The sequence below is a fragment of the Enterobacter sp. MF024 genome, from assembly GCF_005843915.1.
Taxonomy (GTDB): Bacteria; Pseudomonadota; Gammaproteobacteria; order Enterobacterales; family Enterobacteriaceae; genus Enterobacter; species Enterobacter barmai.
The window spans coordinates 46,714-69,470 of record NZ_VCBB01000017.1 but is presented as its reverse complement, the minus strand read 5'-3'; the positions used below and the strand labels follow the sequence as shown (position 1 = coordinate 69,470).

Below are 22,757 nucleotides of genomic sequence, written 5' to 3'. Positions count from 1 at the left end.
AATAAGCATGAAGATACTGGTGATCGGCCCGTCATGGGTGGGCGACATGATGATGTCGCAAAGTCTCTATCGCACGCTCAAGGCGCGCTATCCCCAGGCGATAATTGACGTGATGGCACCCGCGTGGTGCCGTCCGCTGTTATCGCGGATGCCAGAAGTTAACGAGGCGATCCCGATGCCGCTCGGCCACGGGGCGCTGGAGCTCGCAGAGCGCCGCAAGCTCGGCCATAACCTGCGCGACAAACGCTACGACCGCGCCTTCGTGCTGCCTAACTCCTTTAAGTCTGCCCTTGTCCCGTTCTTTGCGGGGGTGCCGCACCGTACCGGCTGGCGCGGCGAGATGCGCTACGGCCTGCTGAATGACGCCCGCGTGCTGGATAAAGAGGCCTGGCCGCTGATGGTGGAGCGCTATGTGGCCCTGGCCTATGACAAAGGGGTGATGCGCAGCGCGAAAGACCTGCCGCAGCCGCTGCTCTGGCCGCAGCTTCAGGTCAACGAGGGTGAGAAATCCCAGACCTGCAACACCTTTGGCCTGCTGGCCGATCGCCCGATGATTGGCTTCTGCCCCGGCGCGGAGTTCGGCCCGGCGAAGCGCTGGCCGCACTATCACTATGCCGAGCTGGCGAAGCAGCTGATCGATGAAGGCTATCAGATTGTCCTGTTCGGCTCGGCGAAAGATCACGAGGCGGGCAATGAAATTCTCGCCGCCCTGAGCATCGAGCAGCAGGCCTGGTGCCGTAACCTGGCCGGGGAGACCCAGCTGGAGCAGGCGGTGATCCTGCTCGCCGCCTGTAAGGCGGTGGTGACGAACGACTCCGGCCTGATGCACGTAGCCGCGGCGCTCAACCGCCCGCTGGTGGCGCTGTACGGCCCGAGCAGCCCGGACTTCACGCCGCCGCTGTCCAGTAAGGCGCGCGTCATTCGTCTGATCACCGGCTACCACAAAGTGCGTAAAGGTGACGCCGCCGAAGGCTATCACCAGAGCCTGATCGAGATTACCCCGCAGCGTGTCCTCGACGAGCTCAACGAGCTGCTGTTGAGCGAAGAAGGATAACGGATGCGGGTACTGATCGTTAAAACCTCCTCCATGGGCGATGTGCTGCACACCCTGCCCGCGCTCACTGACGCCATGCAGGCGATTCCGGGCATCCGTTTTGACTGGGTGGTGGAAGAAGGCTTCGCGCAGATCCCCACCTGGCATGCCGCCGTCGATCGGGTGATCCCGGTCGCGATCCGTCGCTGGCGCAAAGCCTGGTTCTCCGCCCCGATCAAGGCCGAGCGTAAGGCCTTTCGCGAGGCGGTGCAGGCTCAGCGTTACGATGCCATCATCGACGCCCAGGGGCTGGTGAAAAGCGCGGCGCTGGTCACCCGGCTGGCGCACGGCGTGAAGCACGGCATGGACTGGCAGAGCGCCCGCGAACCGCTGGCCAGCCTGTTCTATAACCGCCGTCACGCCATCGCTAAACAGCAGCACGCGGTAGAACGCACCCGGGAGCTGTTCGCCAAAAGCCTCGGCTATGCCAGACCAGAGATGCAGGGCGACTATGCGATTTCGCAGCATTTCCTGCACGATGCAAAACCAGACGCGCCTTATCTCATCTTCCTGCACGCCACCACCCGGGATGATAAACACTGGCCGGAAGCGCACTGGCGTGAGCTTATCGGCCTGCTGGGCAACGCGGGCCTGCGCATCAGGCTGCCGTGGGGCGCCCCGCATGAAGAGGCGAGGGCGAAACGTCTGGCAGAAGGGTTTGCATACGTGGACGTGCTGCCCCGCATGAAGCTGGATGGCGTCGCGCAGGAGCTGGCGGGAGCAACGGCAGTCGTCTCGGTTGATACCGGACTCAGCCACCTGACGGCGGCGCTGGATCGTCCTAATATTACGCTTTACGGCCCGACGGATCCGGGTCTGATTGGCGGCTACGGCAAAAATCAATATATCTGCCGCCCGGAACATTCATCGCAGCTGAGCGACCTGTCCGCCACTGCGGTATTTGCGCAATTAGAGCCTTTGCTGGCAGCAGAGAGAGCCTATGTCTGATTTTTTCTCAGCGGAGCGCCCACCGAAGCGCGTGCTGATTGTTAAGCTGCGTCATCACGGTGACGTTCTGCTGACCTCGCCGGTCTTCACGGTGTTGAAAACTAACTATCCCAACGTCGAAGTGGATGCCCTGGTGTATGACGACACCCAGGCGATGCTCACCAGCCATCCGTTTATCGACCAGGTGCACACCATCGGGCGTAACTGGCGTAAAAAAGGCTGGTTCGCGCAGTTCCGGCTGTACCGTGCGTTGCTGAACACCCTGAAAGCGCGTGACTACGACGTGCTGATCAACCTGACCGAACACTGGCACGGCGCCCGTCTGGCGCGTCGGCTGAAGCCCCGCGTCTCCGTCGGCTTTAAGCCTGATAAACGTGGCGGGCTGGCGCGTCGTCGCTGGGTGAAATCCTTTACCACCCTCTATCCGGCGATCCAGGATAACAGCCGCCATATGGTGGAGGTGAACCTGGATGCGCTGCGGCGGATCGGCATTCATCCGCAGACCGATGCCGACAAACATACCCTGTTTGTGCCGGGCGACGCGGCAGAAGCGTCGATTGCGGAGAAACTGGCCGGATTCGGGCTGAGCAGCGGCTCTTATATTCTGGTCCATCCCACGTCGCGCTGGATGTTTAAGGCCTGGGATATCAACAAGCTGGCGGCGACCATCGATACGCTGGCGGCCCGCGGCCTGCCCATTATCCTCTCCGCCGCGCCGTCAAAAGAAGAGACAGCCTATATGGATGAGCTGCGCGCTGCGCTCACCCAGCCGGTGTTTGATTTGAGCGGCCAGCTGAACCTGAAAGAGCTGGGTGCGCTGATGAAGCATGCGCGGATCTATTTCGGCGTCGACTCTATGCCGATGCACCTCGCCAGCGCCGTGGGCACCCCGACCGTCGCCATCTTCGGCCCGACCGGGGCGATCAAATGGGCGCCGTGGGGAGTAAACTATCGCGTCATCACTGCAGGATTTACCTGTCAGCCCTGCGGTAAAGCGGGCTGCGGCGACAGTGGCGTCTCCGACTGTATTACGGCCATCACCCCGCAAATGGTGCTGAGCGCCATTGATACCCTGCTGCTGGAAAATCCGGCATGAAGCTGGCTATCGTCCGACAGACCTATAACCCTAACGGCGGCGCGGAGCGCTTCGTCTCCCGCGCGCTGAACGTCCTGGCTCAGGATACGGCCCTGGACGTCACGCTGATCGCCCGCCAGTGGGAAGATGCCGCTGGCTGGAAAACGCTGACCGTTAATCCCTCATTCCGTAACCGCCTTGACCGCGAATCGGGCTTTGCCGACGCCGCGGCGGCGCAGTTTGCGCAGTTCGATATCGTGCAGAGCCACGAGCGCATTCCGGGGGCAACCATCTTCCGGGCCGGTGACGGCGTACACGCCACCTGGCTTGAGCAGTACAACCGCATCCAGTCGCCGCTGGCGCGCTGGGCGCAGTCCCTGAGCCGCTACCATCGCTATATTTTGCGGGCGGAAGCGCAGATGTTTACTCACCCTGCACTGCGCAAAGTGATCTGCAACTCGAAGATGGTGCGGGACGATATTGCCCGCCGCTTTGGCCTGACGGATGACAAGCTGACGGTGATCTACAACGGTGTGGATACCAACCACTTCAGCCCGGCGGTGCGCACGCACTCTCTGCGCGATGCGCAGGGGATCCCACAGAATGCGCCTGTTCTGGCCTATGTGGGTTCCGGCTTCAGCCGTAAAGGGGTGGCGACGGCGCTGCGGGCTATTGTGCCGCATCCTGACGTCTGGCTGCTGATTGCCGGGCGCGACAAGCACGCCCGCAAATTTGAAAAGCTGGCGCAGACGCTCGGTGTGGCATCCCGGGTACGTTTTCTGGGGCCGGTTGCCGACGTACGCCAGGTTTACGGCACCGCCGACGCGCTGATCCTGCCGACGCTTTACGATCCCTTCCCGAACGTCTGTGTCGAAGCGCTGGCCTGCGGCCTGCCGCTGCTCACCAGCCATGGCTGCGGTGCGGCGGAGTGGATTGAAGAGGGGGTAAACGGCTGGGTACGCGACGCGCTCGACAGCGATGGTTATCAGCAGACAATCGGACTCTGGCTTGAAGGACGCAGGCAGGGCACTGATTACTCAGCAGCAGCACGCGCGACTGCTGAGCCTTATACCCTGGAGCGAATGGCGAAAGAGCTGCAGGCGCTCTATCGCGAACTGCTGCGCTGAGCCGCGGTGGAGAAGACCTTCTCCATCGACTCCAGCATGCACTCCCGGGTGAAATGGCTGCACAGGTAATCGTAACCCTGCTGCGCCAGCGTTTCGCGCAGCAAAGCGTCCACATACAGCTTCACAATCGCCTCGCGCAGCGCCGCTTCGTCGCGCTGCGCAATCAACATCCCGGTCTGGCCGTTAATCACCGCATCTGCCGTGCCGCCTGCGTCGGTGGCAATGGTCGCGATCCGCGAGGCCAGCGATTGCAGTACCCCCTGCGGAACGCCCTCCATATCGTGCGAAGGACTGAGCGCGATATCAAACGCCGGGAACCAGCGCTCCGGATCGCTGCGGTGCCCCGCCATCACCACCCGCTCCTGTAACCCCAGAGCCACGATCTCCTGCTCCAGCGTCGCTTTATGCGGCCCTTCACCGACAATCGCCAGCTTAATGTGCGGGTTATCAATGGCAGCGAGAGCGCGTAACAGCACGCTATGGCCTTTGTTTGGACGCAGATGCGACACTACCCCCAGCCAGAAATCCTCCTGCGACAGACCGCAGTGCGCCCGGGCCTGCTGTTTATCCGCCGGATGAAAACGCTGCGTATCCACGCCGCTGGGTACTGACGTGCTCTGGGCCATCGGCACGCCGATGTCCGCCATTTGCTGACGCAGCGCCTCTCCGGTGGTCACGATGTGGGCGCAGGCTTTACGAAACAGCCAGCGGGTGGTCCAGTTATTGCGCGGGACGCCGGAGGCATGACGGGTACGCACCAGCGGGACCGGATTCGACAGGGTGAGATTAGCCAGCGCCACCAGCCAGGTATCGGCAGAATTGTGACTGTTTATGACATCAACAGAGTGGCGGTTCGCTTTCAGCCAGCCGCGCAGCTGCTGCAGGCTATGAAGATTTTTACGCCTTAACGGCATGGTGACCACCGTTAACCCGGCATCGCGTGCCAGGGCGTGCAGCGGGGCACTTTCCGGGCAAAGTATGGTCACCTGATGGCCGCGCTGAATCATCCCAAGAGATTCATTAATAATGCGTAACGGCTGGCCGCCCTTACCCCCGTCTGCTTCAGTGTGAACAATATGCATACTTTTCCTGGTTATTGTGCAATAGCTGGCATAACAACAAATTATAACCGTTACGGCCCCGGTAATACATAAACTCCCGGTACCTGAAGGCGCGATAGGGATTATTCTTGCTTACAAACATTGTCCTTCTGTAGGTCAGGTATTTGTGATAGTTTTCTTTGGCTTTTTATTTCCCACTGAAAAACCGTGGAAATCGCTCACTGCATTGTTAATTAGCCGGTAAGAACCGAAAATCCTTAACCAGCCCAAAATATATGACAAATACTCGTAACATTCTGACAGGTCTGTTAGTCCTTGCTGTACTGGCTTTATGTTTTGTCTGGCCTATTCCCAACGATCAGCTGCCGTTTCACCGCAATGGTTTGATTTATCCCATTGTTGCTGTCGCCCTTGGCCTGTTTTTTAGCAAAAGCACTACCAGACAACGGCTGGATTTAAGCAAAATTAAGTTCGTTCTTATTGTTATATGGGCGTTAACTTTCTTTATTCTGATTAATGGTTTTTTTGTCGCGCCAGACATAAAAGAGATGGTTTCTGCCTGGAGCGGCCAGTGGTTACGTCCGGTATTACTGTTCTGTGCGGGCCTGGTACTATTACCGGCGATCCAAAGGACATACCCTTCCGTGACCGCCGCGCGCTACTTTACGCTGGTGATCCTCTTTTTCTGGGGCGTGGTCTGCGTCCATCTGCTTGATACTCTCTGGCTCTACTGGCGTGACGGCTTTATTCACTGGGGCGAAACGCGGATTGTCTATAACCGCACCCGCATGAGCTTCCAGATCAACATGATCACCGGCTTTATCCTTGCGGAGTTGCTGGCGCGCGGTCTGTTAAAACAACGCTTCCTGCGCCTGAAAACCCCGTTCCTGACGCTGATCCTGCTGAGCAACCTGGTCTGTACCGCGCTGGTAGATACCCGCTGGGGTACCATCGGTCTGGTCGGTAGCCTTTTCTCTACCTTTATCCTGCTGAGCCTGCACAGCATGCGCCGCAGCCGGGTTATCGTCACCGGTGGCATTCTGGTTGGTCTTATTATTGCCTCTGCGCTGCTCGGTTACGCCTCCTGGAAAACTGACCCTCGCTGGCAAACCCTTGAAAGTGATGCCATTGCTGGCTGGAATGCTCCTTTCACCAGCTTTTGCTATAACAAAACAGACGGTGCGGTACCGGTAAACAGTCTGGGTGTACCGATGAACCATTCTAATGGCTGTCGGGCCAGCTTCTTCCACCAGGGCTGGATGTTAATTGCCGAACACCCGGCAGGCGTAGGGGCCAAAAAAGAGGCCTTCCGCTATGTGCTGCGCCGGGATACCCAGGATAACCGCATTAACATTCCCCACAGCCACTACGGCCTGATTGAATTCGGTATTCAGAACGGTGTTGTCGGCATCGCGGGCTGGCTGCTCCTGCTGGTGGGCTGCTGGTACATCGGCTGGCGGGAGTTCCGTCGCGGCAACATGATGGTAGGGATGTTCCTGCTGCTCTTTACCGTCGGCTTCTTCTGCCGAACCATGGTCGACCATAACCTCAAAGATCACTATCTTGAGCAGTATATGTTACTGACCGGCCTGCTGGTTGGCATGTGCGCGCTACGCCCTGCGCCGACTGAAAAGCTAACATCCTGATAATTTATCCGCGCCAGAGGTGTTTAACACTCTGGCGCGGAACGCTTTAGCCTGTCGGCTGTCGAAATGCCGTTGAATGTAATGGTTATACCCTTTTAATTGCTGCGTATTTTTACGGAGAAAGCATGTCTGAAACGCCTCAATTAAGCCTCATCGTTGCCGTTTATAATGGCGAAAAATTCCTGAGCGCTTTTTTTGACAGCATTAAACAGCAGAATTTACCGAGTCTGGAATTGATTATTGTTAATGACGGCTCGACGGATCGCTCAGCTGAAATTATTTCCCGCTATGCCGACGAATTTACCCATTTTCAGGTCATTAACCAGCCTAACGGCGGCGTCTCAGCCGCGCGCAATACCGGCCTTGCCGTGGCTACCGGCGAATACGTTGCTTTCCCGGATATTGATGACGTTATTTACCCTGGCATGTATCCCCGTCTGCTGGAGATCGCCTTTGCGGGCCAGCTGGATGTCGCGACCTGCAACGGCACCTATATTTATGACGATGGCCGCCCGTCGAAAAAGATTTTCCCATCCGATAAACTGGCCTCAACCGGCGTACTGGACGGCCCCGAATGGCTGCAGATGGCGCTGACCTCGCGCAAATTCCTGCACGTCACCTGGCTGAATATTTATCGCCACGCCTTTATCAAAGCCCAGGGTTTTACCTTCGAGCATGGCCTGCGCCATCAGGATATTCCCTGGACTACAGAAGTGCTGCTTACCGCAAAACGCGTTCAGTATATTGACGAAGTCTATTACGACTATCTGATCCACTCTGCCTCGGTTTCCCATACGCCTGGCACTGACGACACCCGTATGCGTTCGTCACGTCACTATATGAAGATCCTCGAAATGCTGGACGCCATTAATAAGCGCCACCCGGAACAGGTGAAGCGTGTCCCGGCCTGTCAGTGGCAAATCGCCAAAGAGGGTCTGGGTATTCTGCACAGCATTAACAACATCGAAGACAGCGCGAAAAAACGCGAAATCACCCAGGAACTGTTCGATCGCGGCATCTGGTCGATGATCTGGCAAAACGCGCGTGGTTTGCGTCAGCGCTGGCGCCTGGGGCGTCGCTACTTCCGTCTTAAGAAAATCATCGGCTAACGGACATTATGAGCAAACTTAAATTACACGCAGTCTCCCGCGCTGATTTCATCGCTAAAAACTATGCAGATTTCCAGACGCTGCTCGATAACCGCGTAAACCCGGACACCATTCCGGAGCGTTTTTACTGCGGCGGGCGCGGCGGCTGGACATTCCAGACTACCCTGGCGCTGAAACACTATTACGGCGACGACATTGAGTGTTCTTTTGGATCAGAGTGTCGACCGGATGCCATCAACCTGATGCACAACGATGATTTTGGCTCGCGCGTTAAACCCTGGCGTGGCGTGACCGTCGTGGCCCGTGCTGACCGCCCACCGGTGATTGGCGCTGACGTGGTGGTGGATCAGAACCCGGAAGCCGGCAACCGCAGCAACGGTGTATTCGTCCCCTACTGGCCGCAGCCGGGGGTGAAACCGCGCGAACGTACCGATGAAACCATTAAAACCGTGGCCTTTTTTGGCCGCGTGGACAGCTTCCCGGAGGCGTTCCGCAGCGAGGCTTTCAAACAGCGTCTGGCTGAGCAAGGCATAGACCTGCGTATCTCCTTCGATAACTGGACCAACTACCAGGACGTCGACGTCTGTATCAGTTTCCGTAAATCACATGACCACAAACTGGCCCGCAAACCTGCCAGCAAGCTGATTAACAACTGGCTCGGCAAAACGGTAATGATCTGCGACGATGAACCTTCCTATCGCGCTATTCGCGAAAGCGAACTCGATTACCTGATAGCCAAAACGCCTGATGAAGCCTTCGATGCCATTATGCGGCTGAAAAACCACCCTGAACTCTATCGTCAGATGCGTGAGCAGGGTGACAAGCGTCTGCAGGTCTACTCCCGCGAAGCGGTCGCCGCGCGCTGGTTCAGCCTGTTTGAAGATATCTGGCGTAAAGGACTGCATAAACGCCCTACCCTGGTTCGTGCACTGCGTTTTGGTTTCGGTAAAGCCATTCGCCCGCTGACTAAGAAGTTTTGAGTTACTTTGAGTCCATTTATGTTTAAAGCATCCTTACGATCGTCATTGACGCCACGCCGCAATATTCTGCGTACTCTGATATTAACCCTGGTATTCCTGGTGCTGTTTTCACTGTGTGAAATCATCATCCTGCTGAAAGACCATGTGTACCAGCCGAAATCCAGCGACATGTCGCTGTACCTGATTATCTCCCTGCTGGCGGCCGTCAGCGCCCGCTACTTCCTGACCCGGCTCCTGCTGGCGGTCACCTTTATCGTGCAGATATCGGAAGCGGTCTATTACCAGTTCTACGGCCAGTTTTATGGCCCGAGCGAAGTGTGGCTGGCCTTTGTCGAAACCAAAGATATCGCCAGCGGCATTACGGACAGTCTGGGATCGCTTGGGATCTACTTTATCATCATGGCCGTCGCGGTGATCTTCGCGCTGGTCTTTACCCGTCGCCTTGCGCCGCAGTGGCATAAGTGGGTGGCTATGCCGTGCCTGCTGGCTATCGTGGTGATGTTCGCCGGTCAGTTCTACAAAGCCATCGACGGGCAGATGTACAAATTCAACCCGGATCTGCGCCACTCCCTGCTGCGTAACGGTTTGTCGGCCATGAGCTACAGCGCCATTCGCCTGATCCCGGAAGCCCTTTCCGGTGAGAACCAGAACATCGCGCACTATGAGCCCTATGAGGTTAAGCCGGTTGAAGGCAGCCAGGTCGGGAAATACTCCATCATCCTGGCGATTGGCGAGAGCCTGAATCCGCACCACGTCAGCGCGCTGGGCTATGAGCGCGACACCACGCCTGAGCTGAACGCGCTGATGCAGCAGTATCAGGGGACCGGCCGTCTGATCGTGTCGAACGCGGTCTCCACACGTGTGGCGATCCCGATGCTGGTCAACAACCTGCGCGAGCCGGACAACTACGCCGCCTATAAGTCTAAGTCGACCAACATCTTCACCAATGCTAAAAAGCAGGGCTACCAGACGGCGTTTATCTCCGCCCAGGGTCTGGAAGGGCTGAGCAACTGGATTGGTATCCACGATATTGACCTGTGGGAAGATACGCAGATCCGCCCGGCGCCGGACGTGGGTGCCGATGTGGTGCTGACCCCTTCCGTTGAGCAGGCGAAGCTGGACTGGAACAAACCCTTCCTGATGGTGCTGAACAGCCGTGCGCCGCACATCCCTTACGAGCGCAATATCCCGCAGGGCTTTGCCAAATTCTCTACCCCACGCCTGAGTGATGACGTGGCGCAGAAGAAGAACGAGTACGATGATGCCGTGCGCCTGTATGACAAAGAGCTGGCGTCGGCGATCCGTACTGCGATGGCAAAATCCAAACTGCCGGTACTGGTCTTTATTACCTCGGATCACGGCGAACGCGTGGGCGATGGCGGTCTGTTCGGTCACTCCATCGTCGAGATGCCCATTGCCCAGGTGCCGTTCCTCTACTTCAGCAACGACCCGGCGTATACGATGAGCGACATTAGCCCGCAGGTCCCGCTCAACCATTACCAGATGGCGACGCTGATCAACAAGATGCTGGGGTATGCGGTCAGTAACCCGAACCAGAAAGACGACAGCTACTACATCACCGGGGGTGATATTCGGGGACTGTCGGAGCGCGTCACCTATCACCTGAACGAGCTGCCGGAAGCGGAACGTTAAGCAGAAATAATTAAACGGGCAGCTAATGCCCGTTTTTTATCTGTGAACGCACGTAACGCAGGCAAATGGCTGAGCAAAAGCGCCAAAGGGATAGCTTTAAACGGCCTAAATGCTTAGAATTTGCCCGCCGAAACTGAAAAAACGGATAATCGCTTGGAATTGTTGTATACCGCTCTGCTCTATATTATTCAGCCACTGGTGTGGCTACGACTGCTGCTGCGTAGCCGTAAAGCGCCTGCCTACCGTAAACGCTGGGCTGAACGCTATGGTTATTGCCGCAACAAAGTTGCGCCGGACGGTATCCTGCTCCACTCCGTTTCGGTGGGCGAAACGCTGGCCGCTATTCCGCTGGTCCGCGCCCTGCGCCACCGCTATCCGTCTTTGCCGATCACCGTCACCACCATGACGCCAACCGGTTCCGAACGCGCCATGTCCGCCTTTGGCAAAGACGTGCATCACGTCTATCTGCCGTATGATTTACCCTGCGCCATGAACCGTTTCCTCAACACCGTGCGCCCTAAGCTTGTGATCGTGATGGAAACCGAGCTGTGGCCGAATATGATTTCCGCCCTGCACGCCCGCAAAATTCCGCTGGTGGTAGCCAACGCCCGTCTGTCGGAGCGCTCCGCGAAGGGGTACGGCAAGCTGGGCAACTTTATGCGCCGCCTGCTGAGCAAAATCACCCTGATTGCGGCACAAAATGAAGAAGATGGCGCCCGGTTCCTGTCGCTGGGCCTGAAGCGCAACCAGCTGGCGGTCACCGGCAGCCTGAAGTTTGATATTTCGGTTACGCCGGAGCTGGCAGCCCGTGCAGTGACCCTGCGTCGCCAGTGGGCACCGCGCCGCAAAGTGTGGATCGCCACCAGCACCCACGACGGTGAAGAAGAGATTATCCTGCAGGCGCATCGCCAGCTTCTGGAAACCTTCCCGGATCTGCTGTTAATTCTGGTGCCACGTCATCCTGAGCGATTTAAAGACGCCCGCGAGATGGTGCAAAAGGGCGGGTTCAGCTTCACGATGCGCAGCAGCGGTGAAATCCCGTCCGCCAGCACCCAGGTGGTGATTGGCGATACCATGGGTGAACTGATGCTGCTGTACGGTATTGCAGACCTGGCGTTTGTTGGCGGCAGCCTCGTGGAGCGTGGCGGGCATAACCCGCTGGAGCCCGCAGCCCACGCCATTCCGGTGCTGATGGGGCCACATACCTTCAACTTCAAAGATATCTGCGCCAAACTGCAGCAGGCTGACGGGCTGATTACGGTCACCGATGCGAACTCTATCGTGAAGGAAATTTCCACCCTGCTGACCGACGAAGACTATCGTCTGTGGTATGGCCGCCACGCCGTTGAAGTGCTGCATCAGAACCAGGGGGCGCTGACCCGCCTGCTGCAACTTCTGCAGCCTTACCTGCCCGTGCGGAGCCATTGATGCCCCCGCGTCTTTCGGTGGTCATGATCGCCAAAAACGCCGCTGATCTGCTGCCGGACTGCCTCGCCTCCGTGGCATGGGCCGATGAGATTGTCCTGCTTGATTCCGGCAGTACCGACGACACGGTTAACGTCGCCCGCGTCGCCGGTGTACAGGTGCATGTTAATACCGACTGGCAGGGTTATGGCATCCAGCGCCAGCGGGCGCAGCAGTTCGCCACCGGCGATTACGTCCTGATGATCGACACCGACGAGCGCGTCACGCCTGAACTTCAACAGGCTATTCAGCGCGTACTGGCTGCCCCTCAGCCCGACGCCGTCTACAGCATCGCCCGGCGCAACTATTTCCTTGGCCGCTTTATGCGACACAGCGGCTGGTATCCCGATCGCGTGATGCGCCTTTACCCGCGCACGCGCTATCAGTACAACGATAACCTGGTTCATGAATCGCTGGCCTGCGACGGCGCGCCAGTGATTGCCCTCGACGGCGATCTGCTGCATCTCACCTGCCGTGATTTCGCCAGCTTCCAGCGTAAACAGCTTAATTACGCCACGGCGTGGGCCCAGGAGCGTCACCAGCGCGGCAAGAGAACCTCACTGGCAGGAATTTTCAGCCACACCGCAGGGGCGTTTCTGAAGACGCTGGTGCTGCGTGGTGGCGTGCTGGACGGGAAACAGGGCTGGTTACTGGCGGTGGTTAACGCCCAGTATACTTTTAATAAATACACCGAGCTGTGGGCGCTGAGCCGCGGCTACTCAGAGAAAGCGTGAGCCATGAGCACAAAAGCGATTTATCCGGGTACCTTCGATCCCATCACCAACGGCCATATTGATATCGTCACCCGTGCCGCCAGCATGTTTGATACGGTGATCCTGGCGATTGCCGCCAGCCCCAGCAAAAAGCCGCTGTTTGATCTCGATGAGCGCGTTGCGCTGGCAAAAGCCGCAACGGCGCACCTGCCTAATGTTGACGTAGTAGGCTTTAGCGATCTGATGGCGAATTTTGCCCGCGCCCAGCAGGCCAATATCTTAATTCGTGGGCTGCGCGCGGTGGCCGACTTTGAATATGAGATGCAGCTGGCGCACATGAACCGCCACCTGATGCCGGAGCTGGAAAGCGTCTTCCTGATGCCATCCAAAGAGTGGTCGTTTATCTCCTCTTCCCTGGTGAAAGAGGTGGCGCGCCACGCGGGTGATGTCACCCATTTCTTACCGGCAAGCGTGCATCAGGCGCTGATGGATAAGCTGAAATAACTCTTTTTGCCGGGCGGCGCTGCGCTTGCCCGGCTTACATCTGCATCACTTCTGACACTGACGGCAATAGAACGTGGCGCGCTGGGCGTGCTTCGTTGCCACAATCGGCGTACCGCACACCCGGCACGGCTCATCTTTACGGCCATAGACCTGCAGCTCCTGGGCAAAGTAGCCCGGCTTGCCGTCGCTTTGCAGGAAATCCTTCAGGGTGGTTCCGCCCTGCTCAATCGAGCGCAGCAGCACCGCCTTAATTACCCTGACCAGCAGTTCGCACTCCTGGGCGGAAAGCGATGAGGCTAACCGATCGGGATGGATCCCGGCGGCAAACAGCGATTCGCTGGCGTAGATATTCCCCACGCCGACCACCAGCTTGTTATCCATCAGCCAGGGTTTGATAGGGGTTTTCTTCTTTGCGCACTTCGCCTTCAGGTACTCCGCGTTGAACGCGTCTGAGAGCGGCTCCGGCCCCAGGTGCGCCAGCACGTTATGCCCTTCCAGCTCCTTCGTCCACAGCCAGGCCCCGAAGCGGCGCGGATCCGTGTAGCGCAGCACTTTGCCGTTGCTCATCACCAGATCGACGTGGTCGTGCTTTTCAGCAGGCAGTTCTTCGCTGAGGATGCGCAGGCTCCCGGACATCCCCAGGTGAATGATGATCCAGCCGTCGGGCAGCTCCAGCAGCAGGTATTTTGCACGGCGCTGCACGCTAAGGACGGGTTTATCGCTCAGGGCGTGGATCTCATCAGACACCGGCCAGCGCAGACGACCGTTGCGGACAACAGCATGAAGAATGGTCGCACCGACCAGGTGAGGCTCAATGCCACGGCGGCTGGTCTCTACCTCAGGTAATTCAGGCATGGTTCCTCCGTTGGGATGCAGAATGCAAAAAACCCCGCAGATGCGGGGTTTTTCAATACAAGGATTCTAAAATTATTTAATTTTAGCTTCTTTGTACAGTACGTGCTGGCGTACAACTGGATCGAATTTTTTCAGTTCCAGTTTTTCCGGCTTAGTACGTTTGTTCTTCGTGGTGGTGTAGAAGTGACCTGTACCAGCAGAAGAAACCAGCTTGATTTTCTCGCGAATACCTTTAGCCATGATTTATTTCCTCTTTAAGTACTTAGTACTTTTCGCCACGGGCACGCAGTTCGGACAGAACTGTATCGATGCCTTTCTTATCAATAACACGCATACCTTTAGCAGATACACGCAGGGTGACAAAACGCTTCTCGCTCTCAACCCAGAAACGGTGAGAGTGCAGGTTCGGCAGGAAACGGCGTTTAGTCGCGTTCAGTGCGTGGGAACGGTTGTTACCGGTCACCGGACGCTTGCCAGTAACTTGGCAGACTCGGGACATGTCTATTCTCCAAAAATCAAATTAGCTCGAGCTTCGTATGGGGTATCGGCGCCTCGTCAGGCTTTACAGCCCAGTCATCGCGATTCTAAGTGAACCATCGATTGCCAGGCCCAAATGCCAAACCCGAGATTCTCAAAGGTGGCGTAGTATACGCTGACTCGAGGATGTGCTCAAGTCCCGAACAGACAAAGATCCCGATGGATCGCGAGAAATGGCTTAAATCCACCCACGTTCAGCAAACGAAACGTATTCTCCGCGGCCAATGACCAGATGATCAAGAACACGAATGTCCATGAATTGACAGCATTTGATGATGCGTGCGGTCACGTCTCTGTCGGCTTTGCTCGGTTCGGCGCGCCCTGAGGGGTGATTATGCGCGAGGATCACGCCCGCGGCATTCACTTTTATCGCTTCGCGTGCAATTTCCCGTGGATGCACCTCAACATGGCTCAGGGTTCCCGAAAATAAGCGGCTATGGCTCAGTACCCGATTTTGATTATCGAGGAAGATAACCATAAAGATCTCGCGCTCCTCTTCCGCCAGCTGGCTGCGCACAAACTCCCGGGTCATCTGCGGGTCTTTCAGCGGGTTGATGCCTCGTATCCCCGAGCAGTAGTAGCGTTGAGCAAGCTCAGCAATGCCTTTCAGCTGAGCGAATGTCGCCAGACCAATACCCTCTACTCGCCGGAAATCCTTCATCTCTGTGGACAACAAACCATGCAGAGAGCCGAAATGCTGCAAAAGATCTCTGGCAAGGGCAAACACATTTTTACTCCGGGTCCCGGTACGCAGGAACAGCGCCAGCAGCTCTTCGTCCGTCAGCAGCATCGCGCCATCACGCAGCAGTTTCTCTCGCGGCAACAGCGGGGATAACGTCTCCATACTCTCTCCTCTTCCATGACCAGGCTATGCTGCCACAGACCCCGATGCCTCACGACGACGGATTTCTCGTCTTGCGTAACGCCTCGCAAAGTGGCGGATGGACAACATCACGATGCTTTTCGGATTGTGATAAAATGCCCGCTTCTCAGGTGAACCCAACAGGAAAGAATCATGATGAGCCTGGCCGGTAAAAAAATCGTTCTTGGCGTGAGCGGCGGCATTGCAGCCTACAAAGCGCCAGAACTGGTGCGCCGTTTACGCGAGCGTGGGGCGGACGTGCGGGTGGCAATAACCGAAGGGGGCAAAGCGTTTATTACGCCAATGAGCCTGCAGGCCGTTTCAGGCTACCCGGTCTCGGACAGCCTGCTCGATCCTGCAGCTGAGGCTGCGATGGGCCACATCGAGCTGGGTAAGTGGGCCGATTTAGTTATCCTCGCCCCGGCTACCGCCGATCTCATCGCCCGCGTCGCCGCCGGCATGGCCAACGACCTGGTTTCCACTATCTGCCTGGCCACGCCGGCGCCTGTCGCCGTGGTCCCTGCCATGAACCAGCAGATGTACCGCAACGCCGCAACCCAGCATAACCTGGCGACCCTCGCCTCTCGCGGACTGCTGATTTGGGGGCCGGACAGCGGCAGCCAGGCCTGTGGCGACATCGGCCCGGGCCGCATGCTGGATCCGCTGGCAATTGTGGATCTGGCCGCCAGCCATTTTTCACCTGTCAACGATCTGCAACATCTCAGCATCATGATTACCGCGGGTCCGACGCGTGAACCGCTGGATCCGGTGCGCTATATCACCAACCAGAGCTCCGGCAAGATGGGCTTTGCGATTGCCGCCGCCGCGGCACTGCGCGGGGCAAAGGTCACGCTGGTGAGCGGGCCGGTGTCGCTACCCACACCGCCGGGCGTGCAGCGCATCGACGTTACAACCGCGCTGGAAATGGAAGCCGCAGTGCAGGCCCAGGCGCAGCAGCAGCATATTTTTATTGGCTGTGCCGCCGTGGCGGACTACCGCGCTGCCGCCATAGCGGATGAGAAAATCAAAAAGCAAGGCGATGAAATCACAATGAAAATGGTGAAAAATCCCGATATTGTTGCCGGGGTCGCCGCACTAAAAGATCGTCGCCCTTACGTCGTTGGGTTTGCCGCTGAAACGAATAATGTGGAAGAATATGCCCGGCAAAAACGTACCCGCAAAAACCTCGATTTGATTTGCGCGAACGACGTATCGCTGGCCTCACAAGGATTTAACAGCGACAGCAACGCATTGCACCTTTTCTGGCAGGATGGAGATAAAGTCTTACCGCTTGAGCGCAAGGAACTCCTGGGCCAACAATTACTGGACGAGATCGTTACCCGTTATGATGAAAAAAATCGACGTTAAGATTCTGGACCCGCGTGTTGGTCAGCAATTTCCATTGCCGACCTATGCCACTTCCGGCTCTGCCGGTCTTGACCTGCGTGCCTGCCTCGACGACGCCGTAGAGCTGGCACCGGGCGCCACCACGCTGCTGCCGACCGGCCTTGCGATCCACATTGCCGATGCCTCTCTGGCAGCGGTGATCCTGCCGCGTTCCGGCCTGGGCCATAAGCATGGTATCGTGCTGGGCAACCTGGTGGGGCTTATCGATTCTGACTATCAGGGTCAGCTGATGGTTTCCGTCTGGAACCGTGGCCAGGACAGCTTCACCATTCAACCCGGCGAGCGTGTCGCCCAGATGGTGTTCGTCCCGGTGGTACAGGCTGAATTTAATCTGGTAGAAGAGTTCGACGCGACCGATCGCGGCGAAGGCGGCTTTGGCCATTCCGGGCGTAAATAAACCCGGCTATACGCATTCCACAACGCATAACGTAATAACAAACCGCAAACATCCGTTTGCGGTCGTTGTGTGGATGCCAGCCTGACAGGTGCTTATTTTCAGGGGTATTTTGTAACATGGCAGAAAAACAAACAGCGAAAAGGAATCGTCGCGAAGAAATACTTCAATCTCTGGCTCTGATGCTTGAATCCAGCGATGGTAGTCAACGCATCACCACCGCAAAACTGGCCGCCTCGGTGGGCGTGTCGGAAGCGGCGCTTTACCGTCATTTTCCCAGCAAAACGCGGATGTTCGACAGCCTGATCGAGTTTATCGAAGATAGCCTGATCACGCGTATCAACCTGATCCTGAAGGATGAAAAAGACACCACCGCACGGCTGCGTCTGATTGTCCTGCTGATCCTCGGTTTCGGCGAGCGCAATCCGGGTTTAACCCGTATCCTGACCGGCCACGCGCTGATGTTTGAACAGGACAGGCTGCAGGGGCGTATCAACCAGCTTTTCGAACGTATTGAAGCGCAGCTGCGCCAGGTATTACGCGAAAAGAAGATGCGTGAAGGCGAAGGTTTCAGCACAGATGAATCGCTGCTTGCCGGACAGGTACTGGCGTTCTGTGAAGGGATGCTCTCGCGCTTTGTGCGCAGTGAATTCAAATATCGTCCGACGGATGATTTTGACGCCCGCTGGCCGTTAGTGGCGGCCCAGTTGCAATAACATTGCAGGCCCGGTAAGCGAAACGCCACCGGGCAATTAACTCAGACGCCGAACTCTTCGCGATACGCACGCACCGCCGTCAGGCTGTCAGCCATCTCCGGCTTCTCCTCCAGATAGGCAATCAGGTCTTTCAGGGTGATGATTGAGGTCACTTTGCAGTTGTAGTCGCGCTCCACTTCCTGGATAGCGGAGATGTCGCCACGTCCGCGCTCCTGGCGGTCCAGCGAGATCAGCACGCCCGCAAGCGTGGCATTGTTGGCCTGAATAATCTCCATGGATTCGCGGATAGCGGTACCGGCGGTGATCACGTCGTCTACCAGCATCACACGGCCCTGCAGCGCGCTACCGACCAGGTTACCGCCTTCACCGTGGGTTTTGGCCTCTTTACGGTTAAAGCAGTACGGCACGTCGCGATCGTGATGCTCCGCCAGCGCCACGGCGGTGGTGGTTGCAATCGGGATGCCCTTATACGCCGGGCCAAACAGCAGGTCGAACTCAATTCCGGAATCCACCAGCGCTTCGGCATAGAAGCGGCCTAACAGTGCCAGATCGCGCCCGGTATTAAACAGCCCGGCGTTAAAGAAATAGGGGCTCTTGCGCCCGGATTTCAGCGTGAATTCGCCAAACTTAAGTACCTGCTTGCTAAGCGCAAACTCAATAAACTGGCGCTGATACGGTTTCATGGATTCGCTCCTCATCTTACTTTTGCTTTTCTACGGACAAAAAAAAGGCGACTCATCAGTCGCCTTTAAAATTAATTTTCTAACGCCGCCTTCTGCGTCGTTACGATAGATTCGATTCCCCCTCGGGCTAGCGCCAGCAGGGAGAGCAGCTCTTCGTGGGTAAACGGCTCACCTTCTGCGGTGCCCTGAACCTCGATGATACGACCGTCTTCGGTCATCACCACGTTCATGTCGGTTTCTGCCGCCGAGTCTTCAACGTATTCCAGATCGCACAGCGCTTCACCGTTGACGATACCCACAGACACCGCCGCAACCATGCCTTTCATCGGGTTCGCTTTTAGCTTACCGGCTGCAACCAGCTTGTTCAGGGCATCGGCCAGCGCCACACAGGCACCGGTAATAGAAGCAGTTCGGGTGCCGCCGTCCGCCTGGATCACGTCGCAGTCCAGGGTAATGGTAAACTCGCCCAGGGTTTTCAGATCAACCGCGGCGCGCAGGGCTCGGGCGATCAGACGCTGGATCTCCATGGTACGGCCACCCTGCTTACCCTTCGCCGCTTCGCGAGCGTTACGGGTATGGGTGGAGCGCGGCAGCATGCCGTATTCGGCAGTGATCCAGCCCTGGCCCTGGCCTTTCAGAAAGCGCGGCACGCCCTCTTCAATGGAGGCGGTGCACAGCACTTTGGTGTCACCAAATTCAACCAGCACGGAGCCTTCAGCGTGTTTTGTATAGTTACGGGTCAGGGTGACGGGGCGCACCTGATTAGCGCTACGGCCTGATGGACGCATGATGATATCTCCGGCTTGAAACGAATGTGTGGGCGGCATTATACGAATTTCATGGCTAAAAGCCTATGCCAACCCCTGCCGGGCACACACATAATGTCAGTCCAGCGTTTTGCGATAGGATTTCAAGCCTATGGCAATCACACCCACCGCAAGGCCAATCAGCGGCAAAAGATCGGGTAGCAATGCCGCTGCAGAATATCCTTTCAGCATAATGCCCTTAACCAGCCGGATAAAATAGGTCAGCGGTAAACAGGAGCCAATCGCTTTCGCCCAATCCGGCATACTAATAAAGGGGCTGATAAAGCCGGAAAGCATGATTGAAGGGATAAAGTAAAAGGACGACATTTGCAGCGCCTGCAACTGATTTTGCGCCAGGCCAGAAATGCCAATGCCAATGGAAAGGCAAAGAAAAACATAAATCAATAACACCATAAACAGCAGGAAAACGCTGCCGTGAAGAGGGATATCGAACAACAGAACGGCGGCGATCAGTATTAACGTCGCCTGAAAAAGGCCAATAATAACAAACGGCGTTATTTTCCCAACAATCACTTCCAGCCCGGTCAACGGAGAGACCAGCAAATTTTCTAACGCGCCGTTTTCTCGTTCACGCGTAATAGACAAGGCTGTCATGAGAATCAATGTCGTGCTGAGTATCGACCCCATAATACCGGGTATAGTATTAAACTGGGTAATTCCTTCTGGGTTAAACATTCGATGTATAACCAGATCGAAATCATCCTCTTTTTGCGCTACGCGCATGTTTCCCGGCAAATCTTGCCGAAATGCCGATTTCGCAACCTGTACCAGCGCGCTTAGCGCATTCCCCGTTGTCATTGGGTCGATAGCATCGCCCTGAATTAACAGTTGAGGCTTGTCACCGCGGAGCAGGTTACGTGTAAACCCTTCCGGAATAGTCACGATAAACGTGACGTCTCCCCGGACAAACGCTTTATGCGCAGCCTCTTCAGACTCAACAGGTATCATCGAAAAATATCCGGTATTTTGCGCACTCGTCACAAAAACCTGGCTCATGCGTTCGGTATCGTAATTTAATAACGCAGTTGGCAAATTATGGGGATCCATATTTATTGCATAGCCAAGGATAATCAGCTGAAAAATAGGCGTAAGGATCACCATGCCGATACTGACTTTATCACGACGCAATTCGTGAATTTCCTTGATAACCACGCCAATCCAGCGGGTTATGGAGAAGTTTATATTAATTTTTTTCACAGTCACTTTTCATTAAATAGGTAAATGCATCTTCCAGATTGGTATCAACCTGGCAGAACTCATAGCCCTTTTGGGTAAATGCAAAAAGCGTGGCTTTTAACTTCGCCTCATCTGTGGAGGTAATATAAAGCTGATTGCCAAAAATAACGGTTTGCTCAATCTCCGGTAGACGCTGCAACTGGCTTTCAAGTGCCGTCAATCCGGCACCGCTGGTTCTCACGGTAATCAGATTCTGCGCCGCGATGATGGAAGGAATAGTCCCATTCGCCAGTAATCGGCCATAAGACAGATAGGCAACCTTATGGCAGCGCTCAGCCTCATCCATGTAGTGCGTGCTGACCAGTATCGATATTCCTCTGTCAGATAGCTGATGCAGCATCTGCCAGAATTCGCGTCGTGCCTTTGGATCCACGCCAGCGGTAGGTTCATCCAGAAAGAGCAAAACAGGTTCATGCAGCATGCATGCCGCAAGGGCCATCCTCTGCTTCCAGCCGCCAGAGAGTACTTTCGCCAGCTGATGCTGTCGGGAGGTAAGACCTAGCTCTGAAAGTGCGCGTTCAACCCGTGCTTTAGGTTGGTCGAGACTATATAACCGGGCGATAAAAAGTAAGTTTTCCCGAATAGTCAAACTTCCCCACATGGAGAAATACTGGGTCATGTAGCCAATATTTCTTTTGATTTCTTCCCGCTGGGTAAAAATGTCCATATCCAGACAAGAGCCTTCTCCTGAATCTGGGGTGATCAAACCGCACATCATCCGGATAGACGTTGTTTTTCCGCTACCGTTTGGGCCGAGGAAACCATAAATTTCACCTTTTGCCACCTGAAGAGAAAAATCTTTTACGGCATGATGCTCGCCAAAATGCTTATTGAGGTTTTTTACATCAATACAAAGATTATGCATCCGGAATGATTTCCACATCAAACGGTTGACCGATTTTCATACGCGCAGCCTGTTCCCGGGCAGGAATAGCCTCAGCCATGAAAATGAGTTTCTCGCGGCGTTTCGTGCTGTAAATAACGGGGGGCGTAAATTCGGCTTCAGGATTTATATAATTAATTATGCCAGGGATTGCCTCTGAACAGCCATCACATGAAAGCTTAACTTTCGTTCCGACTTTAAATTTACCGAGCATCGCTTCGGGTATAAAGAAGCGTACCTTGATATTATCGGGCGGTAGCAGGCTGATTATTGGGCTGCCCGCAGAAGGGCGTTCCCCGGCTCGATAAATGGTATCAAAGACCCTGGCATTAACCGGAGAAACAATTGTAGTCTGCTGAACATCCCAAAGAGCCTTATCCCGTTCAAGCCTGACGGCTTCTACCTGCGCAAGCTGTTTATTAATCTCATCCTGACGGGCAGGCAGCTGGCGCGCTTTTAACTGGTTAATTAACTCTTCAACCTGTGCGCCTTTTTGCGTTAATTCATCGCTGATATCTTCCCATTCCGCCCGTGATATGGCTTGTTTGGCATAAAGATCACGATAACGTTCAAGCTGGCGCTTAACCTGTGATTCTGAAGATCGTGATTTTTTAATCTGAGCACGTATTATATCTAACTCTTCAGGCCGTTCTCCCGATGCTAAATTTCGCAATAATGCGTTTTCAGCTGACAGCTTTTCCTCAACCTGCAAGAGAGTATTTTGGGCATCAAATGACTCAATCTTAACCAACTCCTGCCCGCTTGTGACTTCATCTCCTTTGTTTACTAACAACCGTTCAATTCTCGCAGTACCAGAATAAGAGAGGTATACAAATTCTCCATGTGAATATCCAGAGAAAATGTTGTCTGGTTTGCTATCACAGCCTGTTATTACCAGTACCGCTATCAGCGCTAAAAATGTCTTTTTTGGCTTTTGCATCATCACACATCCATATGCCTATAATATTTATACAGTGATGTATA

Annotated in this window: 24 protein-coding genes; 14 read left to right on the top strand and 10 right to left on the bottom strand. The window is 55.8% G+C overall.

Annotation, left to right across the window (positions count from 1 at the left end; all coding sequences use genetic code 11):
- The first annotated feature begins 7 nt into the window (after positions 1-7).
- The 4 genes from rfaF to FFB58_RS20120 are packed head-to-tail and all read left to right on the top strand — an operon-like array spanning position 8 to position 4,243.
- Entirely contained in the window at positions 8-1,054 is a 1,047-nt protein-coding gene (rfaF, locus tag FFB58_RS20135) for an ADP-heptose--LPS heptosyltransferase RfaF (protein ID WP_138370828.1), read from the top strand.
- A 3-nt stretch (positions 1,055-1,057) separates the two neighbouring features.
- Positions 1,058-2,041 (top strand): lipopolysaccharide heptosyltransferase RfaC, encoded by a 984-nt coding sequence (gene rfaC / locus FFB58_RS20130; protein ID WP_138370827.1) that lies wholly within the window; start codon positions 1,058-1,060, stop codon positions 2,039-2,041.
- A complete protein-coding gene (gene rfaQ, locus FFB58_RS20125) occupies positions 2,034-3,137 on the top strand; it encodes a putative lipopolysaccharide heptosyltransferase III (protein ID WP_138370826.1) in 1,104 nt (367 codons plus the stop codon). The genes rfaC and rfaQ overlap by 8 nt, the downstream gene beginning before the upstream one ends.
- Positions 3,134-4,243: a glycosyltransferase family 4 protein gene (locus FFB58_RS20120; protein WP_039030158.1), complete on the top strand. Its 1,110-nt coding sequence runs from the start codon at positions 3,134-3,136 to the stop codon at positions 4,241-4,243. Before rfaQ ends, FFB58_RS20120 begins: the two co-directional genes overlap by 4 nt.
- Here FFB58_RS20120 and FFB58_RS20115 read toward each other — a convergent pair.
- On the bottom strand, positions 4,222-5,325 hold the full coding sequence (locus FFB58_RS20115) for a glycosyltransferase family 4 protein (RefSeq protein ID WP_138370825.1): 1,104 nt from the start codon (positions 5,323-5,325) through the stop codon (positions 4,222-4,224). The genes FFB58_RS20120 and FFB58_RS20115 overlap by 22 nt on opposite strands.
- A gap of 254 nt (positions 5,326-5,579) precedes the next feature.
- Between FFB58_RS20115 and FFB58_RS20110 the strand changes: the two genes are divergently transcribed.
- The 7 genes from FFB58_RS20110 to coaD all read left to right on the top strand — a co-directional run bounded on the left by FFB58_RS20110 (position 5,580) and on the right by coaD (position 13,373).
- Entirely contained in the window at positions 5,580-6,950 is a 1,371-nt protein-coding gene (locus FFB58_RS20110; RefSeq protein WP_138370824.1) for an O-antigen ligase family protein, read from the top strand.
- Between the two features lie 125 nt (positions 6,951-7,075).
- On the top strand, positions 7,076-8,059 hold the full coding sequence (locus tag FFB58_RS20105; RefSeq protein ID WP_138370823.1) for a glycosyltransferase: 984 nt from the start codon (positions 7,076-7,078) through the stop codon (positions 8,057-8,059).
- Between the two features lie 8 nt (positions 8,060-8,067).
- Positions 8,068-9,039 carry a hypothetical protein gene (locus FFB58_RS20100; RefSeq protein ID WP_039030161.1) on the top strand — a complete coding sequence of 324 codons (972 nt, stop codon included), beginning with the start codon at positions 8,068-8,070 and terminating at the stop codon, positions 9,037-9,039.
- A gap of 18 nt (positions 9,040-9,057) precedes the next feature.
- The gene (locus tag FFB58_RS20095; RefSeq protein WP_138370822.1) at positions 9,058-10,692 is read left to right on the top strand and encodes a sulfatase-like hydrolase/transferase; all 1,635 of its coding nucleotides are present in this window, start codon (positions 9,058-9,060) and stop codon (positions 10,690-10,692) included.
- A 153-nt stretch (positions 10,693-10,845) separates the two neighbouring features.
- Entirely contained in the window at positions 10,846-12,120 is a 1,275-nt protein-coding gene (gene waaA / locus FFB58_RS20090) for a lipid IV(A) 3-deoxy-D-manno-octulosonic acid transferase (RefSeq protein ID WP_138370821.1), read from the top strand.
- Positions 12,120-12,890, top strand: a complete 771-nt coding sequence (locus FFB58_RS20085) for a glycosyltransferase family 2 protein (RefSeq protein WP_138370820.1) — start codon at positions 12,120-12,122, stop codon at positions 12,888-12,890. Before waaA ends, FFB58_RS20085 begins: the two co-directional genes overlap by 1 nt.
- A gap of 3 nt (positions 12,891-12,893) precedes the next feature.
- Positions 12,894-13,373 carry a pantetheine-phosphate adenylyltransferase gene (gene coaD, locus FFB58_RS20080; protein WP_039030164.1) on the top strand — a complete coding sequence of 160 codons (480 nt, stop codon included), beginning with the start codon at positions 12,894-12,896 and terminating at the stop codon, positions 13,371-13,373.
- A 45-nt stretch (positions 13,374-13,418) separates the two neighbouring features.
- Here coaD and mutM read toward each other — a convergent pair whose 3' ends face one another.
- The 4 genes from mutM to radC form a co-directional block, all read right to left on the bottom strand.
- On the bottom strand, positions 13,419-14,228 hold the full coding sequence (gene mutM, locus FFB58_RS20075; RefSeq protein ID WP_138370819.1) for a bifunctional DNA-formamidopyrimidine glycosylase/DNA-(apurinic or apyrimidinic site) lyase: 810 nt from the start codon (positions 14,226-14,228) through the stop codon (positions 13,419-13,421).
- A gap of 72 nt (positions 14,229-14,300) precedes the next feature.
- Positions 14,301-14,468 carry a 50S ribosomal protein L33 gene (gene rpmG / locus FFB58_RS20070; RefSeq protein WP_003024094.1) on the bottom strand — a complete coding sequence of 56 codons (168 nt, stop codon included), beginning with the start codon at positions 14,466-14,468 and terminating at the stop codon, positions 14,301-14,303.
- A gap of 22 nt (positions 14,469-14,490) precedes the next feature.
- On the bottom strand, positions 14,491-14,727 hold the full coding sequence (gene rpmB / locus FFB58_RS20065) for a 50S ribosomal protein L28 (protein ID WP_002436699.1): 237 nt from the start codon (positions 14,725-14,727) through the stop codon (positions 14,491-14,493).
- A gap of 216 nt (positions 14,728-14,943) precedes the next feature.
- Entirely contained in the window at positions 14,944-15,609 is a 666-nt protein-coding gene (gene radC, locus FFB58_RS20060) for a DNA repair protein RadC (RefSeq protein ID WP_138370818.1), read from the bottom strand.
- 174 nt (positions 15,610-15,783) lie between these two features.
- Between radC and coaBC the strand changes: the two genes are divergently transcribed.
- The 3 genes from coaBC to slmA all read left to right on the top strand — a co-directional run bounded on the left by coaBC (position 15,784) and on the right by slmA (position 18,144).
- Positions 15,784-16,995 carry a bifunctional phosphopantothenoylcysteine decarboxylase/phosphopantothenate--cysteine ligase CoaBC gene (gene coaBC, locus FFB58_RS20055; RefSeq protein ID WP_138370869.1) on the top strand — a complete coding sequence of 404 codons (1,212 nt, stop codon included), beginning with the start codon at positions 15,784-15,786 and terminating at the stop codon, positions 16,993-16,995.
- A complete protein-coding gene (dut, locus tag FFB58_RS20050) occupies positions 16,973-17,431 on the top strand; it encodes a dUTP diphosphatase (RefSeq protein ID WP_039030168.1) in 459 nt (152 codons plus the stop codon). The genes coaBC and dut overlap by 23 nt, the downstream gene beginning before the upstream one ends.
- A 116-nt stretch (positions 17,432-17,547) precedes the next feature.
- Positions 17,548-18,144 (top strand): nucleoid occlusion factor SlmA, encoded by a 597-nt coding sequence (gene slmA, locus FFB58_RS20045; protein ID WP_039030169.1) that lies wholly within the window; start codon positions 17,548-17,550, stop codon positions 18,142-18,144.
- Positions 18,145-18,185: 41 nt separating this feature from the next.
- On the opposite strand, the gene pyrE is transcribed toward slmA, so the two are convergent.
- From pyrE to FFB58_RS20020, 5 genes are all read right to left on the bottom strand, one after another.
- A complete protein-coding gene (gene pyrE / locus FFB58_RS20040; RefSeq protein WP_138370817.1) occupies positions 18,186-18,827 on the bottom strand; it encodes an orotate phosphoribosyltransferase in 642 nt (213 codons plus the stop codon).
- Between the two features lie 71 nt (positions 18,828-18,898).
- Complete coding sequence (rph, locus tag FFB58_RS20035; protein ID WP_039030171.1) at positions 18,899-19,615, bottom strand: ribonuclease PH; 717 nt, start codon at positions 19,613-19,615, stop codon at positions 18,899-18,901.
- 96 nt (positions 19,616-19,711) lie between these two features.
- Positions 19,712-20,851: an ABC transporter permease gene (locus FFB58_RS20030; protein WP_138370816.1), complete on the bottom strand. Its 1,140-nt coding sequence runs from the start codon at positions 20,849-20,851 to the stop codon at positions 19,712-19,714.
- A complete protein-coding gene (locus FFB58_RS20025) occupies positions 20,838-21,755 on the bottom strand; it encodes an ABC transporter ATP-binding protein (protein ID WP_138370815.1) in 918 nt (305 codons plus the stop codon). The genes FFB58_RS20030 and FFB58_RS20025 overlap by 14 nt, the downstream gene beginning before the upstream one ends.
- Complete coding sequence (locus FFB58_RS20020) at positions 21,748-22,713, bottom strand: HlyD family efflux transporter periplasmic adaptor subunit (RefSeq protein ID WP_138370867.1); 966 nt, start codon at positions 22,711-22,713, stop codon at positions 21,748-21,750. The genes FFB58_RS20025 and FFB58_RS20020 overlap by 8 nt, the downstream gene beginning before the upstream one ends.
- Between the last annotated feature and the right edge of the window lie 44 nt (positions 22,714-22,757).